At 41.4% G+C, this 20244-nt stretch carries 8 protein-coding genes; all 8 read left to right on the top strand.

Annotated elements, in window-relative coordinates:
- Window positions 1-58 precede the first annotated feature (58 nt).
- The 8 genes from acnA (at window position 59) to P7J36_RS08750 (ending at window position 19962) form a co-directional block, all read left to right on the top strand.
- The gene (acnA, locus tag P7J36_RS08785) at window positions 59-2728 is read left to right on the top strand and encodes an aconitate hydratase AcnA (RefSeq protein WP_408551896.1); all 2670 of its coding nucleotides are present in this window, start codon (window positions 59-61) and stop codon (window positions 2726-2728) included.
- On the top strand, window positions 2725-3843 hold the full coding sequence (locus P7J36_RS08780) for a citrate synthase (protein WP_408551897.1): 1119 nt from the start codon (window positions 2725-2727) through the stop codon (window positions 3841-3843). The genes acnA and P7J36_RS08780 overlap by 4 nt, the downstream gene beginning before the upstream one ends.
- 2 nt (window positions 3844-3845) lie before the next feature.
- Complete coding sequence (gene icd / locus P7J36_RS08775) at window positions 3846-5033, top strand: NADP-dependent isocitrate dehydrogenase (RefSeq protein ID WP_408551898.1); 1188 nt, start codon at window positions 3846-3848, stop codon at window positions 5031-5033.
- Window positions 5034-5181: 148 nt separating this feature from the next.
- The gene (locus P7J36_RS08770; RefSeq protein WP_024378446.1) at window positions 5182-5445 is read left to right on the top strand and encodes a phosphocarrier protein HPr; all 264 of its coding nucleotides are present in this window, start codon (window positions 5182-5184) and stop codon (window positions 5443-5445) included.
- Between the two features lie 4 nt (window positions 5446-5449).
- Window positions 5450-7183, top strand: a complete 1734-nt coding sequence (gene ptsP / locus P7J36_RS08765) for a phosphoenolpyruvate--protein phosphotransferase (protein WP_408551899.1) — start codon at window positions 5450-5452, stop codon at window positions 7181-7183.
- Window positions 7184-7285: 102 nt separating this feature from the next.
- On the top strand, window positions 7286-7414 hold the full coding sequence (locus tag P7J36_RS08760; RefSeq protein ID WP_398582045.1) for a hypothetical protein: 129 nt from the start codon (window positions 7286-7288) through the stop codon (window positions 7412-7414).
- A gap of 194 nt (window positions 7415-7608) precedes the next feature.
- On the top strand, window positions 7609-8475 hold the full coding sequence (locus P7J36_RS08755; RefSeq protein ID WP_408551900.1) for an Rpn family recombination-promoting nuclease/putative transposase: 867 nt from the start codon (window positions 7609-7611) through the stop codon (window positions 8473-8475).
- A 1020-nt stretch (window positions 8476-9495) separates the two neighbouring features.
- Window positions 9496-19962, top strand: a complete 10467-nt coding sequence (locus P7J36_RS08750) for a YSIRK-type signal peptide-containing protein (RefSeq protein WP_408551901.1) — start codon at window positions 9496-9498, stop codon at window positions 19960-19962.
- The last annotated feature ends 282 nt before the right edge of the window (window positions 19963-20244 follow it).

Genomic DNA, 20244 nt, shown 5'->3' with positions numbered 1-20244 from the left:
GAATATATATTAGCTTTTGTACTATACTATTTAATAATGCCGAAAGAGGTTATAAAATATGGAAAAATCACATAGAAAACGCTTGTTTCATAAAGGGAAAGAATATTCATATTATGCATTGGATTCGATTTCAATGGAAGAAAAAGTGGATATTCATTCACTTCCCTATACTATTCGTATTTTATTAGAGAGTCTTTTAAGAAAAGAAGATGGCGTGGATGTTACAAAAAATCACATAATGGAGTTGCTTCATTATCAGGCTACATCTCCTAAAGGAGAAATCCCCTTTAAACCTAGTCGTGTTATTTTGCAAGATTTTACAGGTGTTCCTGTTGTGGTAGATTTAGCCTCCATGCGTGATGCGGTGGTGAAAGCAGGTGGAAACCCTGAACTGATTAACCCGGAAATTCCAGTGGATTTAGTCATCGACCACTCTGTTCAAGTTGATTTTTTGGGGACTGAAGATGCTCTGGAGAAAAATATTGCCTTAGAGTTCGAAAGAAATAATGAACGTTATGAATTTCTGAAATGGGCAGAGAATTCCTTTGAAAATTATCGCGCTGTGCCTCCAGCAACAGGAATTATCCATCAGGTAAACATTGAATTTCTAAGCGATGTTATTATCAACAACGATGGCTTGCTTTATCCAGATTCTATGTTTGGTACAGACAGTCATACGACCATGATTAACGGTATTGGTGTACTTGGTTGGGGTGTAGGTGGTATTGAGGCGGAAGCTGCAATGTTGGGTGAAGCATCTTATTTTCCTATCCCTGAGGTGATTGGTGTTCGCCTAGCAGGGCAATTGCCTAAGGTTGCTACTGCAACGGATTTGGCTCTTAAGGTCACTCAACTTCTACGTCAGGAAAATGTAGTTGGGAAGTTTGTCGAATTCTTTGGACCAGGTTTATCTTCTCTCACATTAGCGGATCGAGCAACTGTTTCCAATATGGCTCCAGAATACGGTGCGACTTGTGGCTATTTCCCGATTGATGGAGAAACTTTACATTATATGAGATTGACCAACCGTTCGGAGGAGCACGTGGAGTTGACAGAAGCCTATGCTAAGGCTAATTATTTATTCTATGATGCTGAACGTTTTCCGTCTTATAGCAAGGTTTTAGAATTGGATTTATCGACAGTAGTTCCATCTATTTCTGGTCCTAAAAGACCACAAGATTTGATAGAACTAACAGATGCAAAAGCAGAGTTTCAGGCTAGTTTAATACGTGAAGTAGGTGTGCGTGGATTTGGTTTGGAGGAGGCAGAGTTAGATAAAACAGCCATGGTTAAGTACGTTGAAGGAGAGGAGCAAATTCAAACAGGTCATGTTGCTATTGCGGCGATTACCTCATGTACAAATACATCCAATCCGTATGTCCTTTTGGCGGCAGGATTACTGGCAAAAAATGCGGTAGAAAAAGGTCTGGCAGTTTCTAAGACGGTCAAGACGTCATTGGCACCAGGCTCAAAAGTAGTGACTGGTTATTTGAAAAAATCAGGTTTGCAGACCTATCTAGATGCCTTAGGGTTCAATTTGGTTGGTTATGGTTGTACAACTTGTATCGGTAACTCAGGTGATCTGCGTCCTGAAGTAGCGGAGGCGATTAAGGAAGAAGATTTATTGGTTTCTGCAGTATTATCTGGAAATCGTAACTTTGAAGGCCGGATTAATCCATTGGTAAAAGCTAATTTCTTAGCGAGCCCTCTGCTAGTAGTTGCCTATGCTATTGCGGGAAATATGAATGTAGATTTAACAAGGGATCCGCTGGGGTATGACGAGAAGCAACAAGCTGTCTACCTCGCGGACATTATGCCAAGTCGTGAGGAGGTAGATGACTACATTGAGCGTTATGTGACTCGTGACCTTTATAAGGAAGAATACCAACAGGTATTTACAGATAGTCAGGCTTGGAATGCGATTGAAACAAAGACAGATAAGAATTACAATTGGAATTCCTCTTCTACCTATATTCAAAATCCGCCCTATTTTGACAATATGCAGGCAGATTTATCCATAAAACCACTGAAAAATTTATCTGTTTTGGCTAAATTTGGCGATTCTGTAACGACAGATCATATTTCCCCGGCAGGGAATATTGCACGATTGAGTCCAGCCGCTCGTTATCTTAAAGAGAATGGCATTGTTTATAAGGATTTCAATTCTTATGGAAGTCGTCGTGGCAATCACGAAGTCATGATGCGTGGGACTTTTGCAAATATTCGTATAAAGAATGAGCTGGCAGATGGAAAAATTGGTGGTTGGACTAAATACAAAGGGGACATTTTACCAATTTATGATGCGGCTATGAAGTATCGTGAAGCTGGTATAGGCAGTATTGTCATTGCTGGAAAAGATTATGGAATGGGGTCAAGCCGTGACTGGGCAGCCAAGGGCTCCAACCTCTTGGGAGTGAAAGCTGTTTTAGCAGAATCCTTTGAGAGAATTCATCGTTCAAATCTGGTCATGATGGGTGTCTTGCCACTTCAATTTTTGGAAGGGCAAACAGCAGATAGTCTTGGTTTGACTGGCTATGAACAGTATTCAATCGATTTGCCAGAAGATGTCGGTGTTGGTCAAATTGTAACAGTCCATGCGCAAACAGACGATGTTACAAAGGAGTTTCAAGCTCTGGTGCGGTTTGATGCAGAGGCGGATATTCGTTATTATCGTCACGGAGGCATTTTACCAATGGTTGTAAGAAAAAAATTAGGAGGTGTAGAATGAGTGAAACGAATGGTTTGAAAGACGCGATTGCTTGTGATACGAGAATCAGTGCGATTGAAAATGAACGATTATCCTACGTAGGTTATGACATTTCTGAATTAATGGAGAACAATGTTTCGTTTGAAGAAGTGATTTACCTCCTTTGGAATTTGCATTTGCCAACGCAAATTGAATTGAATTATTTTGAGAAAAAGTTGCGTGAGGAATATGCTATTTCTGATGCGGTTGAACAGTGCATTTTAATCCAATCCCGTCGACACCTCCACCCTATGAGTGTACTTCGATCAACTGTGTCACTTTTGGGAGTTTATAATGTACACGCTGAAGAGAATTCGTTAGAAGCTTTGTATGAACAATCTATTCAGATTATGGCCAAGGTTCCGACCATTATTGCAACTTTTGCTCGTCTCCGTCGAGGACTGGTTCCAATTGAACCAAGATCAGATTTAGGTTTTGCGGCAAATTTCCTATATATGTTGAATGGAGAAGAGCCGACCGAGTTGCAAGTTAAGGCCTTCAATAAGGCATTGGTTCTCCACGCAGACCATGAGTTAAACGCCTCGACTTTTGCTGCTCGTGTGACAGCTTCTACCTTGACAGACTTGTATTCTTGCGTGACGACTGCCATTGGAACCTTAAAAGGTTCCTTGCATGGTGGAGCCAATGAACGGGTGTTTGATATGCTTCTGGCCATTCGTGAATACGGAGATACCGAAGGTTACCTGCAGAAAAAGCTGGATTCAAATGAAAAAATTATGGGCTTTGGTCACCGGGTCTATAAAACAGTTGATCCTCGCCAGCAATATTTAAAGGAAATGGCGCGTGATTTGACAGCAGGGACAGAAAATGAAGTTTTTTATAGGCTATCTGAAGAGGTTGAGCGTTTTATCAAGCATAAGAAGGGTCTGATTCCCAATGTAGATTTTTACTCAGCAACTGTTTATTATGTCCTTGGTATTGACAGTGATATTTTTACATTGATTTTTGCCATGAGTCGCATGGCTGGCTGGATAGCCCATGTTCAAGAACAACGGAAGAATAATAAGTTAATTCGACCACGTTCTTCCTATATAGGTAGCAGAGATTTGGTATATATTCCGATTGGAAAGAGGTAAATATGGCAGAAAAGATAGTGATGAGAGATGGAAAACTCACCGTACCCAATCATCCGATTATTCCCTATATCGAGGGGGATGGTATTGGACAAGATATTTGGTCAGTCAGTCAAAAAGTTATTGATGCTGCAGTGAAAAAAGCCTATGCAGGTCAACGTTCTATTCAGTGGAGGGAGGTTTTTGCAGGAGAAAAGGCTTATGAATTAACGAGGACTTCTTTGCCGAATGAGACATTGGCAATAATCCGTGAGTATTTAGTTGCAATCAAAGGTCCCTTGGGGACGCCGATTGGGAAAGGTCATCGTTCTCTTAATGTTGCACTTCGTCAAGAATTAGATTTGTATGCCTGTGTGCGCCCGATTCGCTATTTTAAGGGTGTACCGAGTCCCTTGAAAAATCCAGAAAAGACCGATATAACTATTTTTCGTGAAAATACAGAGGATATCTATGCAGGGATTGAATGGGAGGCTGGTACTGATGAAGTTGCAACTGTGATCGACTTTCTTCAAGAAAGAATGGGAGTGCAGAAAATTCGCTTTCCAGAGACGTCAAGTATTGGTATCAAACCCATCTCGGTAGAGGGAAGTAAACGACTGATCCGCTCTGCGATTGATTATGCTTTGAAGCATGGGCTTAGAACAGTTACTCTCGTTCATAAAGGAAATATCCAAAAATTTACAGAGGGTGGTTTCCGAAAATGGGGGTATGAACTAGCTCAAGAAGAATACAGTCAGCAAGTAGCAGATGGGACGCTCCTTGTAAATGACATAATTGCGGACAACTTTTTGCAACAAATCTTATTAGCACCAGAAAAATTTGATGTTGTGGCCTTGACCAACCTAAATGGAGATTATGCTTCAGATGCTTTGGCTGCTCAAGTCGGTGGCATTGGTATTTCTCCTGGGGCAAATATCAACTATCAAACTGGGCATGCTGTTTTTGAAGCTACTCATGGAACAGCTCCAGATATTGCTGGAAAAAATGTAGCCAATCCTTGTTCGCTCCTCCTTTCTGCCTGCATGATGCTGGAGTATATGGGTTGGATAGAAGCGAGTTGCTTGATTATTTCGGCTTTAGAAGTTGCTTTTGATAATGGACAGGTGACAGCAGATTTTGCAAAAATGCTAGGAAAAACAGGACTGTCAACCAGTCAATTTGCAGACTTGTTGACTCAGCTTATCGAGAGATAAATCAAGCCAAATAAGGATTTTTCTGCAGCTCAAATTTGAAAGAAAAGCAAAAAATTCTTGAAAATGATTTCAAAAAGTGGTATAATGCTTTTTGTAAGGGTTATCACAAATAACTCACAATTTTGTAAAAATAAAGGAGAATCCAAATATGGCTTCAAAAGACTTCCACATTGTGGCAGAAACAGGTATCCACGCACGTCCAGCAACTTTGCTTGTTCAAACTGCTAGCAAGTTTGCTTCAGACATCACATTGAACTACAAAGATAAATCAGTTAACCTTAAATCTATCATGGGTGTTATGAGTCTTGGTGTTGGCCAAGGTGCTGACGTAACTATCTCAGCTGAAGGTGCTGATGCTGACGACGCAATCGCAGCTATCACTGAAACAATGGAAAAAGAAGGATTGGCATAAGAAGATGACAGAAATGCTTAAAGGAATTGCAGCATCTGACGGTGTTGCCGTTGCTAAGGCATATCTACTCGTTCAGCCAGATTTGTCCTTCGAAACTGTTACAGTAGAAGACACAAATGCAGAAGAAGCTCGTTTGGATGCAGCTCTTGCAGCATCTCAAAACGAGCTTTCTCTTATTCGTGAGAACGCAGTAGCTAGCCTTGGTGAAGAAGCCGCAGCTGTTTTTGATGCACACTTGATGGTGCTTGCTGACCCAGAGATGATTGGTCAAATTAAAGAGACTATCCGTGCTAAGAAGACAAATGCTGAGACTGGTTTGAAAGAAGTTACAGATATGTTTATCGCTATCTTTGAAGGTATGGAAGATAACCCATACATGCAAGAGCGTGCTGCAGATATCCGTGACGTTGCTAAACGTGTATTGGCAAATCTCTTAGGTGTTCGCCTTCCAAACCCATCTGCAATTAACGAAGAATCTATCGTTATTGCACACGACTTGACACCTTCAGATACAGCACAGTTGAATAAACAATTTGTTAAAGCTTTTGTAACAAATATCGGTGGTCGTACAAGTCACTCAGCTATCATGGCTCGTACACTCGAAATCGCTGCTGTATTGGGTACAAATAACATTACTGAAATCGTTAAAGATGGCGATGTACTTGCTGTTAACGGTATCACAGGTGATGTGATTATCAACCCAACTGAAGAACAAATTGCAGAATTTAAAGTGGCTGGTGAAGCTTATGCTAAACAAAAAGCTGAATGGGCACTTTTGAAAGATGCTCAAACTGTTACAGCTGACGGCAAACACTTTGAATTGGCAGCCAACATCGGTACACCAAAAGACGTTGAAGGTGTAAACGACAACGGTGCAGAAGCTGTTGGTCTTTACCGTACAGAATTCTTGTACATGGACTCACAAGACTTCCCAACTGAAGATGAGCAATACGAAGCTTACAAGGCTGTTCTTGAAGGTATGAACGGCAAGCCTGTTGTGGTTCGTACAATGGATATTGGTGGGGATAAGGAGCTTCCTTACTTCGACCTTCCACACGAAATGAACCCATTCCTTGGTTTCCGTGCTTTGCGTATCTCAATCTCTGAGACTGGTAACCAAATGTTCCGTACTCAGTTGCGTGCCCTTCTTCGTTCATCAGTTCATGGTAAACTTCGTATCATGTTCCCAATGGTTGCCTTGTTGACTGAATTCCGTGCAGCAAAAGCAATCCTTGATGAAGAAAAAGCAAACTTGTTGGCTGAAGGTGTAGCAGTTGCAGATGATATCCAAGTTGGTATCATGATTGAAATCCCTGCTGCAGCAATGCTTGCAGACCAATTTGCCAAAGAAGTTGACTTCTTCTCAATCGGTACGAACGACTTGATCCAATATACAATGGCTGCAGACCGTATGAACGAGCAAGTTTCATACCTCTACCAACCATACAACCCATCAATCCTTCGCTTGATCAACAACGTTATCAAGGCTGCGCATGCAGAAGGCAAATGGGCTGGTATGTGTGGTGAGATGGCTGGTGACCAACAAGCTGTTCCACTTCTTGTAGGTATGGGCTTGGATGAGTTCTCTATGAGTGCAACATCTGTACTTCGTACACGTAGCCTTATGAAGAAACTTGATACAGCTAAGATGGAAGAATATGCTCACCGTGCCTTGACAGAATGTGCAACGGCAGAAGAAGTTCTTGAACTTCAAAAAGAGTATGTTGATTTCGATTAATAGATAAAAAGGGAAAACAGGGGTAGAAATATCCTTGTTTTTTCACAACTTTTTGACAAGAGAGGACAGTACATACTAACTGATATAGCATATTTATACTCAATGAAAATCAAAATCAGACTAGGCGACGCAGATGCAGATAGAACTGAAGTTCATCAAATCAAGTCAACAACGTCTGATTTCGGTTTTCGAAGAGTATTACTGGTAGATGTGACTGAGTCTGTTGTTTAGCCTTGGCTATTGTGAGGTCATTTATAAGAAACGGATTTCTTGTATCTACTTTCCTCATTGAAAAAATAGAATGGTATGCTAATATAACTAGAAACTTTTCCGAATAAATAGATAGGGAGTATTTCTCTATTACTTTATTTGGAGGATAAAAATGACTAAACGTCGTCAGGTAGTTAGTCCTATGGCTGACATTATTGCAAAAAAAGATTTTCAATGACCACGAAATCACCATTGATTTCATCAATACTTTTCTAGGTTTTCGCCCCAAGTCTGTTCAGATTTTGAATGGAACCATTGCGGATGTGAAAAAAGAAAGGACTAGTCACTTTAGTACTACGGTGGATATTTTGGCTCGTATGGATGATGGGACGCAAGTTATCATCGAGATACAGGTTGCCTATCAAAACAGTTTTATCAAGCGCTTATGGACCTATTCCTGCCAACATTTGGTCAAGGATTTGCCCAATGTTCGTGACAAGGTCACGCAGACACATGATATGTATGATAAAATCTCACCGATTTATTCGATTGCCTTAGTAGCTAGTAAGTATTTTGATGATGACCAGCCGATTCACAGTTTTGTACTGACTGAAAAAGATGGGGGTCAAGTCTTGGAATTGCCATTTGGCGAACACGAAGAATTGAGAAAACCATTTGAAATGGTCATTATTGAACTGAAAAAATTCCGCAAGGGTCAGCTAGAGAAAAATCAGCGCCAATGGATAGAATTTTTCGCCAACCGAGCATTTAGTCAATCTACATCAGATATTATTGAAAAGGCAGAGAATCTGCTAAACAGAAATACATGGACAGAGGAGGAAATCGAAATGGTAGATCAATGGTTACGTAATGCTTCCAACCACTTTGGCGAATTGGAAAGCTCCTACATACGTGGTAGACGGCTAGGTAAGGAGGAAGGCAGAGCAGAAGGTTTGGAGAAAGGTCGTATAGAGGTCGCCTATCAGATGTTGCGTGAAGGTTTTTCGTATGAACTGATTGAAAAATTGACCGGTCTATCTTCAGAACAAATCAATCAACTGTCACAAAATCATCAACCATGATAGAAAGCGAACAATAAGACTGGTTTCGAATTGCTAACTGTTTCCTTTAAAACCTGCCAGAAAGGGACAGTATAGCATTGACAACTCTCCCAGTATCACTTGTCGAACAGCTTCGTGCCAACTGGTGCAAGGAGTGGAGACACTAGCTGCCAGATTCAGATTGACTTGGCAAAATACTCTTGGTTGACAGTAAGGAAGTCAACCAGGTGCTCGTTAGTGGAGTGGTTATTAGAGATACTGATTGTAAAGTCAATGCTATAGTTATTTCAGGTTAACTGTGATTATTTCGCGAGCGAAGCAAGTCACTTTCGTAGAGTAGGGCAAGTCGAAAGTGAGGCTCTATCAAATTTAATTCAAATGTCTATAAAAGCAAACTAAACGATTATATAAGGTGAGGAGTTCCGATAGGGAACTTTTTTTGTTAGGTTGTCTAAGGTTTGATCTTAGGCATGAGACGAAAGAGTGGGATGGAACAACTAGAGAGGAACCATCGAATTCTGCCAAACTCTTTGGGAATAGGCGAACTCTTTTGGTGCTTGTCGTGTCTGGTCTGAAAAGGTAGCATCTCTGGCGCATTTTAGGTATTTTTGAAGGCAAATGCAGGTCAACTCATAGAATATTTATACAACGTCCGTAATTTTTCTTATGTAAATTATTACAAAACAATTAAATATTAACATATAAACAGGGAGATAAAAATAAAAAACAGACATTATTATGAAAATGACACAAAACATAGCGTAATCGCTTGAAAAGTTGGGGGGGGGGGTATGGTAGGATATAGTAGATATGATAAATATCATACATGAAGCTATATTAAACAATTTACCAATTTAATTGTATTCACTTTACAATATAACTTGCAAAAGTTTTTCAATATCAGTATTAATCCTCCCCAAATGATTATTACAATAAAATTTTATAACGTTTCCATTACCTTTCGAGTTTTATAATGTATCTGTTGATTTCAATTGGTTGGTAATTTGTTTGATTTTGCTCACCACTTTTAGGAGGTAAACAATGCGAAAAGCAAAGAAAAAGTCATTTGACTGGTACGGGACGAGACAGCATTTTTCGATTCGTAAGTATCATTTTGGTGCTGCCAGTGTCTTGCTTGGTATGTCCTTGGTTCTTGGTGCTGGAGCACAAGTAGCTAAAGCCGAGGAAGCTGTGGCTTCATCAACAGAAACAGCTGTTTCAGCTTCAGAATCAGCAGCAACTAGATCTTCATCTACGGATGCACCAACCGAAACTGCTGCAACAAAGACAGCTACTGAGGAAACTCAAGGTCGTATTGCGACAATCAACTATATCGTTTCTTACGTAACAGAAGACGGTGTAGCTCGTAAAGCAGATTTGAAAGCGACTTCTGTAGAAACTTTCGAGCAAGTGGCTAAGTCAACTGTATCAGTAGATTCTCAAATCCCAGAGGGATATGAGTTAGCTGCAGGTCAAGAAGCAAGTGTGACTCTTGAGGTCACAGAAGGCGGAGCAAATGTTGTAACCTTCAAAGTGGTTAAAAAAGCTGAAGTTAAAACTGAAGAAACCACAGCTACAAATACAGCGCCATCAACAGAAAGCAAGAAAACAGAGATTTCTGCTTCAACAGAGAACAAAGTAACTAATGAAAAAGCAGCAAGCGAAGCTACTGCAACAACGCCAACAGTGCCTACAACAGCCTCTGAGGCAAAAAAAGTTTTAGAGCAAGTCGTATCTGAAGCAACTGTTTTGGCGAAAGAAGCAGAACGCCAAACACTTATCTCACAAGAAGATAATACAGCGGTTAAACAAGCTACTCTTGCGACAAAAGAATCTGTTAAAGTAGCAACTGTAGTCTTCAATAATGCCCTTGCGACACTTGACGAAGTCAACACTCAAATTGCAGCTGTTCGTACAAATGTTGAAGCCCTTTCCTTGGAATTGCGTAAGTTCTTAGGAACAGATACCTTGTTTGTTGCTCTTTCACCAACAGATAGCATGGATATTAACAACGCAGCCAATCCAGTACGTGCGACTCAGACAATCGAGAAGCTTTGGAATAATGGAGAGACATTCCGTCCTACTGGTAACTACCAAATTTCTGTTGCTACAACAGGTACAACAGATTTCACCAGTGCAAAAGCAGCGAGCTACGCTTCTGTAAATAATGACACAATCAAAAATCAATACAAGTCACAATTGGAAGAGATCGGTTTGATTGTTAAGTCTTTCCAAGCCGGCGAAAACTTAACAAGGATTACGGCGATGGATAAAAACGGTGGTCGTGTGGACTATCCATTGACCTATGAGCAAAACAAGGCTTTGGAAGAGGAAGCTCTTTTATGGCATAATCTTCCAGCCGACCAACGTATAAACTCTGCTGGAAAAACATTCTCAAATCAGATTTACGGTAGTGATGGTACATACGAGTACCTAGCTTTTGAGATTTATGGCTATGTGTATGAGCAAATCAAAGACCAAGTTTATATTCCAAACTTCTCTCAACGTTTTGATTTGACTAATTCTGCTAAAGCTGCGGGTTGGTCAATTGTTGCTGTGGAACCAGAAAACTTACCGACTGGTCTGGTCTATTTAAATGATTTAGACTCTATCGAAGGTGTGATTTCATCACCATCTGATATTGAAAATGGTGTTCAGGATATTCGTGGGATGGTCTATATTACCAATGGTACTACAACCTTCCGTGTCCGTCTTGCAAGTTTGCAGATTGGTTGGATTGGTTTCAAAGATACAATTGTTCCTGAAATCATCTTGGACGGTTCTGTTTCCCACCACGTAACAGGCGATACTATTAAAAAATCCATCGAGTATAAGGATGCGACAAATGGGATGGCATCTAATACTGGCACGATAAGTAGAGATGGTGGATATAGCTACACCTTTACAGCATCAGATGGTTCAACTCGTACAGCTCGTGGTAACAGACGTATTGCATTAACAGGTATTGCAGGATTAAATACGAATAACTCAACCACTAGTGGTACAGAAACAACTATACCTGGTGCAACCTATGAAACAAAAACTGGTAATATTGCAGGTACCTTGACAGAAGCTGGTGTTTACACAGTTACAGCTTATGCCAAAGACTACGACCTCAATAATAAAAACAACCCAGGTTATATTACTTCTCCACAGGAAGTACATTCATCTATTACACTTGTTGTTGCACCTAAGTCTGAAGTGAAAAACATTGAGACCTACTCAACAGCGGTTCCTGTAACCATTGCTAAGGGTGCAACTAGTGCTAAGATGATTATGCCGGATGGTACAACAACTCTCTTGGAAGTCAATACAGCAGGTAACTGGGTAGTGGCTACTGGCGGTACCAATACAGCTGCTGTAGCAGGTACAGTTCTTGGTGCAGTCGGTTCTGAAATCAATATTCCAGTAACTTCTGATAATTCAGCTAAGGCTGGTGTAGACAATATCACTATTGAGGCAACAACGGAGCGTGTTAAAGCTACCCTCATGCGTGAAAAAGTGACTGTTAAAGACCACTTGGGCAATAGCTACACAGCAACTCTTAATAAAAAGACAGGTCACTGGGAATTGCCGGCTGAGTCTGCCAAGGTTACAAACGGAAATGATGTGACAGAGCGTCAGATTTGGACTAAGACAAACCTTGATGGTTCAGAAGTCTTTGCCGTGTATGAGTTCACTCGTACCTATACCAACGGTGAGGTAACAGCCGTTAAGGATGTTTACCGCACAGAGACTACCTATGCGGGTGAGTCATTAGCAACAGATTATAAAGCAATGTTTGTGCACATAAGCTATGATCCGGTGACCAAGACATGGACATCATCGGATGGCTCAACTGTTACAGCAGTTAAGGGTAGCAATAGCTGGGCAGTAGAGACAGCTTCAGGTTTCGTTGGAACTGTTAATGCGATCATTGGTACAACCACAGATGTCGGCTCTATCGAAAACTCTAAGCCTACTGCGACATCAACCAGCTACGTATCTACTAAGGGTACAGTTGTTGATTTGGTAAATGCTACTCAAGCAGGCGTAGCTATCTCTGATCCAGAAGATACTCTTCGCAACAAGGTAACTAGCATTACAAAAGTTAAGGTAACTTCACCAACAGGTGTTGTGACTGAGTTCAACACAGTAGCAGATGCCAAAGCATACACTGCTGCAAATGCTTATACCTTGTCTGAGGTTGGTACTTACAAGATTGATATTGATGTCATCGACAGCAACGGTAACTATGTAGATGCTGTTATCGGTGGTCTTGCTTCAGGTACTGATGCTGGTCCAAACACATCTGTCGCAACAACAACTTACTACATCACTGTTTATGAGTTGAAAGGTACAGATGTAACATCAGCAGCGGCTGCAGGCGTAGCTCAAACAGGTACACCAACCTTTGCACTTGTTAATGACACAACAAACACACCAAACGTTCCAGCTCCAACCTTTACTGGTTACACTCTTGTCGGTGCGGACGCATCAGGTGCAGTAACAGTAGCGGGCGAAGGTACATATACGATCAACGCTCAAACAGGTGAGGTAACCTTCACTCCAGTGGATGGCTTCGTTGGAACAGCAACAGGTGTAACTGTTCAAGCAACAGCTACAGTTGTAGATCCACAAACATCTACGACAGCAACAGTTCAAGCAACTGCTAAGTACACACCAACTGTTTATGACTTGACACCTACAAATGCTACTTCAACAGATGTTCAAGGTGCAACTCAAACAGGCAAACCAACCTTTGTTTCAGCAAACAGCCCAGCCAACACAACAGATGGTGAGCAAGTTGTAACCATTACAGGTTATGCTTTGGAAGGTGCAGATGCGGACGGTAAAGTGGTTGTTGATGGTGTAGGTACTTACACGATTGATACTGCTACAGGTGAAGTAACCTTCAAACCAGTTGCAAGCTATACAGGAACAGCAGCAGGCGTGACAGTTGTAGCAACTGGTACAGCTAAAGATGCCAACGGTCAAACTGTTACAGTAACAGATAAAGGCACTTACATCCCAACAGTAACACCAACTGCTATCACAGCTGACGATCAAGTATCAGCAGGTGCACAAGGTGAAAAACAATCAGAAGTTATCACTTCTAAATTGTCTGCAACTAATCCAAACGCTTCAGCAATTAGCTATGCATTTGAAGATGGTACAACGACTAAGACTGTTGCAGGTGAGGGTACTTATACTCTTAACCCAACAACTGGCTTGATTGAATTTACACCAGAAGCAGACTTTGTTGGAACAGCAACTCCTGTAACAGTAGTCGCTAAATCAACAATCACTGCAGCAGATGGTACAACAGCTGTTATTACAGATCCAGCAACCTACACACCAACTGTTTACGGTATCAAGGGTACAGATGCTACATCTGTAGATGTTCAAGGTGCAACCCAAACAGGTACACCAACCTTTGCTTCATTGAACACTGGTACAAACACAACTCTCGGTGAAACAACTGTAACGATTCCAAAAGCGGGTGCATATACTTTTGCAGATGGTTCATTGACTAAGCCAGTTGATGGAGAAGGTACTTACACTGTCAACCCTGATACAGGTCAAGTAACCTTTGTTCCAGTAGCAAGCTTCACTGGCAAAGCTACAGGTGTTGACGTTAAAGTAACAGGTACAGCTATTGATTCAGAAGGTAACCCAGTAACTGTTACGGAAACAGCTAAGTACACACCAGAAGTAACACCAACTACAATCACAGCAGATGATAAGACATCTACAGGTCTTCAAGGTGCAAGCCAAACTGAGACAATCACTTCTACAGTAAGCACAAATCCAAATGCTTCAGCACCAACTTATGCATTGAAAGGTGCAGATGCGACAGGTAAAGTAGTTGTTGATGGTCAAGGTACCTACACTATTGATGCTACTACAGGTGCGGTAACATTCACACCAGTAGCAAGCTTCACAGGTACAGCTACCCCAGTAACTGTTGTTGCCTCAGCTACGATTACATCAGCAGATGGTACAACAGCGACTATCACAGATGAAGCTACTTACACACCAACTGTAGAACCAACTAAGATTGAAGCAGATGATCAAGTATCAGCAGGTGCGAAAGGTGAAACACAAACAGATACGATTAAAGTAACTGTTAGCACAAATCCAAACGCTTCAGCTCCAACATTTGCCTTTGAAGACGGTTCATTGACTAAGACAGTTGCAGGTGAAGGTTCTTACACTATTGATGCCAATACTGGTGCAGTAAGCTTCACACCAGAAGCAGAATTTATTGGTACAGCAACTCCTGTAACAGTAGTCGCTAAATCAACACTTACTGCTGCAGATGGTTCAACTGTTGAGCTTTCAGACACAGCAACTTACACACCAACTGTTTACGGTATCACTTCAAACCCTTCAACTTCTGTTGACATCCAAGGTAAAGCACAAAACTCACCAGCTGGTTCAGAAGTGTTCAAGTCACTTAATGACCCAACAAACACAACGAACGGCTACCATTCAGTGGTTATCCCAGAAAAAGGTGCTTACACTCTTGAAGATGGTTCATTGACCAAGACTGTTGAAAACGAAGGTACTTACACAATCAATCCTGATACAGGTGTGGTGACCTTCCAACCACTTGTAACATTTACAGGTAAGGCTTCTGGCGTTACGATCAAAGTAACTGCTCAAGCTGTTGATTCAGAAGGTAACACGATCACTGTTACAGATACAGATACCTACACACCAGAGGTAACTCCTGTTACAACATCATCTAAGGATGCGGTATCAGAAAATGTTCAAGGTGTGACACAAACAGGAACACCAACCTACGAAATCTCACCAGAAGCAAACATCACTGATAAGACTTATGCTCTTGAAGATGGTAGCCTTGAAAAAGTTGTACCAAATGAAGGAACATATACAGTAAATCCAACAACAGGTGAAGTAACCTTCAAACCAGTTGCAAGCTTTACAGGTACAGGTACAGGTGTAACGGTTGTTCAAACAGCTACATTGACAGCTGATGATGGCTCAACGACTGAGATTAAGACATCTGCAACTTACACACCAACAGTAACACCTACAACTCTTGAAGCGACAGATGCAGTTTCTGCAGCAGTACAAGGTGCAACTCAAAATGAAACAATTACTTCTAAGTTGTCTGAAAATCCAAATGCTTCAGCGGTAACGTATGCCTTTGAAGATGGAACTACAAGTAAGACTGTTGCAGGTGAAGGTTCTTATACTCTTGATCCAGCTACTGGTGCAGTGACCTTCACTCCAGAAGCAGACTTTGTAGGTACAGCAACTCCTGTAACTGTTGTTGCCTCAGCTACAATCACAGCAGAAGATGGCACAACACAAGCAATTACTGATACAGCGACTTACACACCAACTGTTTATGGTTTGACATCTGTACCAAGCACTACTGAGGATATTCAAGGTAAGACTCAAACATCACCAGCAGGTTCAGAAGTATTCAAGTCATTGAATAATCCTACGAATACAAGCTTGGGTTACCAATCAGTTGTGATCCCATCTAAAGGTGCTTATACACTTGAAGATGGCACATTGACCAAGCCAGTTGATGGAGAAGGTACTTACACAATCAATCCTGACACAGGTGTTGTAACATTCGTACCAGTTGCAAGCTTCACAGGTACAGGTACAGGCGTAACAATCAAGGTAACTGCTCAGGCTGTTGATTCCGAAGGAAACACAGTTACTGTTACAGATACGGATACTTACACACCAACTGTTCTTCCAGTAGAAACGACATCTAAAGATGCAACTTCAGAAGATATCCAAGGTAAGACTCAAACAGGTACACCAACTTATGAGAACACACCAGGAGCAAATATCACTAAGAAGACTTATGCATTTGAAGATGGTGAAACGACTAAGACAATTGATGGCGAAGGTACCTACACTGTAGATCCAACAACAGGTGAAGTAACCTTTGTACCAGAAAAAGACTTCACAGGTGAGGGTACAGGCGTAACAGTTGTTCAAACAGCTACATTGACTTCTGATGATAGTTCTACAACAACGATTACAACTACTGCTAAGTACACACCAACAGTAACCCCAGTTACTCCAACAGCAACTCCAGCTGAAACAGAAGACATCCAAGGTAAGCCACAAACAACTGATGCGAAGACTCTCTTCACACCAGGTCACGAGGAAGTTCCAGTTGACAATTCAACGATTACCTTGTTGAACGATAAAGGTGAAGCAGTAACTACCGTTCCTGCAACTAAGGATGGTAAGGAAGTTGGTACTTACACGATTGATGAGAATGGCGTGATTACCTTTACACCAAACTCAGACTTCGTAGGTACAGCAGATCCAGTTAAAGTTCAAGCTAAGGATACAAACGGTACAGTTGCTGAAACAACTTACACACCAACAGTTACTCCAGTAACCCCAACAGCTACCCCAGTTGAGACAACCGATATCCAAGGTAAGACTCAGTCAGGTACACCAGTCTTCACACCAGGTCATGATGAAGTACCAATGGACGACACAGTTCCAGCAACATTTGAAGACGGCACAACTGAAAAAATTATTCCAGGTGAAGGTACCTACACAGTTGCTCCAGACGGAACAGTAACCTTTGTACCAGAGAAAGACTTCACAGGTACAGGTACAGGTGTCACTGTTAAACGTGTAGATAAGAACGGTACACCAGCGACCGCTACTTACACACCAAACGTAACACCAGTAATCCCAGAGGGTACTCCTGTAAATACAGTAGGTCTTCAAGGTAAGACTCAAGAAGGAACACCAGTCTTTACCCCAGGTCATGACGAAGTTCCGATTGATGAAAAAGTCCCAGCTACATTTGAAGATGGCTCAACCGAAAAAGTTGTTCCAGGCGAGGGTACATATACTGTGACTCCTGAAGGTAAAGTAACCTTTGTACCAGAGAAAGACTTTGTTGGTACAGGTACAGGTGTCACTGTTAAACGTGTTGATAAGAATGGTACAGAAGTAACAGCTAAGTACACACCAACAGTAGTAGAAGCTACACCAGAATCTGAAGGCGTAACATCAATCAATGTTCAAGGTGCTACTCAAACAGGTACACCAACATTCACAGGTGGTTCTGTAGATGTTAACGGTGATGGCAAGATTACAGAAGACGAAACAGTTCCAGTAACCATCTCTGCTACAAATCCAGCTAAGTTGGTTGTAGATGGTAAGCCAGTTGATGAAACAACAATTGATGCTAAGGACAAAGATGGCAATGTTATCGGTACTTACATAATTGACCCAGCAACAGGTACTGTAACCTTCACACCAAACAAAGACTTTGTCGGAACAGCAGCTCCAGCTACTGTTCAAGCAACAGATGAAAACGGTAAGACAGTTACTGCAACCTACACACCAACAGTTATTCCAGTAACCCCAACAGGTACTCCAGCTGTATCTACTGACATCCAAGGTAAGACACAGACTGGCACACCAACCTTCACAGGTGGCACAACTGTTGTCAACAACGAAACTGTAACAGTTCCAATTGATGAAACAGTCCCAGCTACATTTGAAGATGGCTCAACTGAAAAAGTTGTTCCAGGCGAAGGTACATACACAGTTGCTCCAGACGGTACAGTAACCTTTGTACCAGAGAAAGACTTTGTAGGTACAGCTAAAGGCGTAACGGTTAAACGTGTTGATAAGAACGGTACACCAGCAACGGCTACTTATACACCAACTGTCACTCCGGTAACTCCAACAGGTACTCCAGCAGAATCTAAGGATTACCGTGGTAAGACACAAACAGGTAAACCAGTCTTCACACCAGGTCATGACGAAGTTCCAATGGATGACACAGTTCCAGCTACTTTTGAAGATGGTACAACCGAAAAAGATGTTCCAGGCGAAGGTACATACACAGTTGCTCCAGACGGTAAAGTAACCTTTGTACCAGAGAAAGACTTTGTAGGTGTAGCTAAGGGTGTAACGGTTAAACGTGTTGATAAGAATGGTACACCAGCGACCGCAACTTACACACCAACTGTTATCGATAATACAACATCTTATGTAGATGAAAATGGTACACCATTGAAACCTACAGAAGACGGTATTAAAGATCCATCTCAAATCCCAGGATATGTTTACGAGAAATCAACTACTGATGGCGATGGCAATGTGACACACGTTTACAAACAAGTTGTTACTAAGTATGTAGACAAGTCAGGTAATGAAATCTCACCAGAAGACAAGGGTACAAAACCAAACAAAGATATTGACGGTTATGTATTTACTGGTAAGACAACTATCGACGAAAATGGAAATACTATCCACGTTTACAACAAGCCAACGACAACATTTGTAGACGAAAATGGTGACCCAATTGCTCCACCAGAAGATGGTAACCAACCAAACAAAGAAATTCCTGGATATGTTTACGAGAAGTCAACAACTGATGGCGATGGCAACACCACTCACGTTTATAAGAAAGTTAAGACAAACTTCGTAGACGAAGAAGGCAATGTTATCTCACCACAAGAAGATGGCACAACGCCTAACAAGTCAATTGATGGTTACGTATTTGTTAAGACAACAACAGACGAGTCAGGCAATACCACTCACGTTTATAAGAAAGTTAAGACAAACTTCGTAGACGAGGAAGGCAATGTTATCTCACCACAAGAAGATGGCACAACGCCTAACAAGTCTATCGATGGTTACGTATTCGTTAAGACAACAACAGACGGTGATGGTAACACCACTCACGTTTACAAACAAGTTGTAACTAAGTATGTAGACAAGTCAGGTAATGAAATCTCACCAGAAGATAAGGGTACAAAACCAAACAAAGATATTGACGGTTATGTATTCACTGGTAAGACAACTATCGACGAAAACGGAAATACTATCCACGTTTACAACAAGCCAACAACAAGCTTTGTAGACGAAAATGGTGACCCAATTGCTCCAACAGAAGATGGTAACCAACCAAACAAAGAAATCTCTGGATATGTTTACGAGAAGTCAACAACTGATGGCGATGGCAACACTACTCACGTTTATAAGAAAGTTAAGACAAACTTCGTAGACGAGGACGGCAATGTTATCTCACCACAAGAAGATGGCACAACGCCTAACAAGTCAATCAACGGTTACGTATTTGTTAAGACTACGACAGATGAGTCAGGCAACACTACTCATGTCTACAAGAAAGTTCCTGAAACTACTAAAGTCACAACAAGCTTCGTAGACGAAAATGGTACGCCTATTGCACCGACTGAAGACGGCACAACACCGAACAAGTCAATTGATGGTTACGTATTTGTTAAGACTACGGTTGATGGTGATGGTAATGTTTGTCACATCTACCGCAAGGTAAGCAACCCAGTTCCGCCAAAACCACAAGCACCAGAAGCTCCAGCCAAACCATCGGCTCCAGTAACAACTGTTAAGGCTGGTGTGGCTAAATTGCCAAACACTGGTGAAGCTTCATCATCAGCTACAGTTCTAGGTGCAGGTATGCTTGTTGCAGCCCTTGCTCTTGTTGGCAAACGTCGTCGTAAAGAAGACTAATCAAGATTCTATTTCTATTCGATGAATGAATTTGAATCTGAAAAAAAGGAAAGGTTCGCTTTTCCTTTTTTTCTGTAGTTAGGGTAATAAAAAAGTAACCGCCCAATAACAAGGTATCTATCTAATCACTCCCTCCTCCTGTACACTGTTATAAAAAACAAAACTGGAGGATTTATTATGTCACACCCCATCGTCCCATTGACTATTCCCCTATCTCGCCGCTTTGAGAAGAAAGGCAGAAATGATATTCTGATGAAAATTCATCTCGGAAAAGTGGAAGTC

This window comes from Streptococcus suis, from assembly GCF_046032115.1.
GTDB lineage: Bacteria > Bacillota > Bacilli > Lactobacillales > Streptococcaceae > Streptococcus > Streptococcus suis_AJ.
The sequence above is the reverse complement of the archived record's forward strand: the minus strand, read 5'-3'. Positions and strand labels throughout refer to the sequence as shown.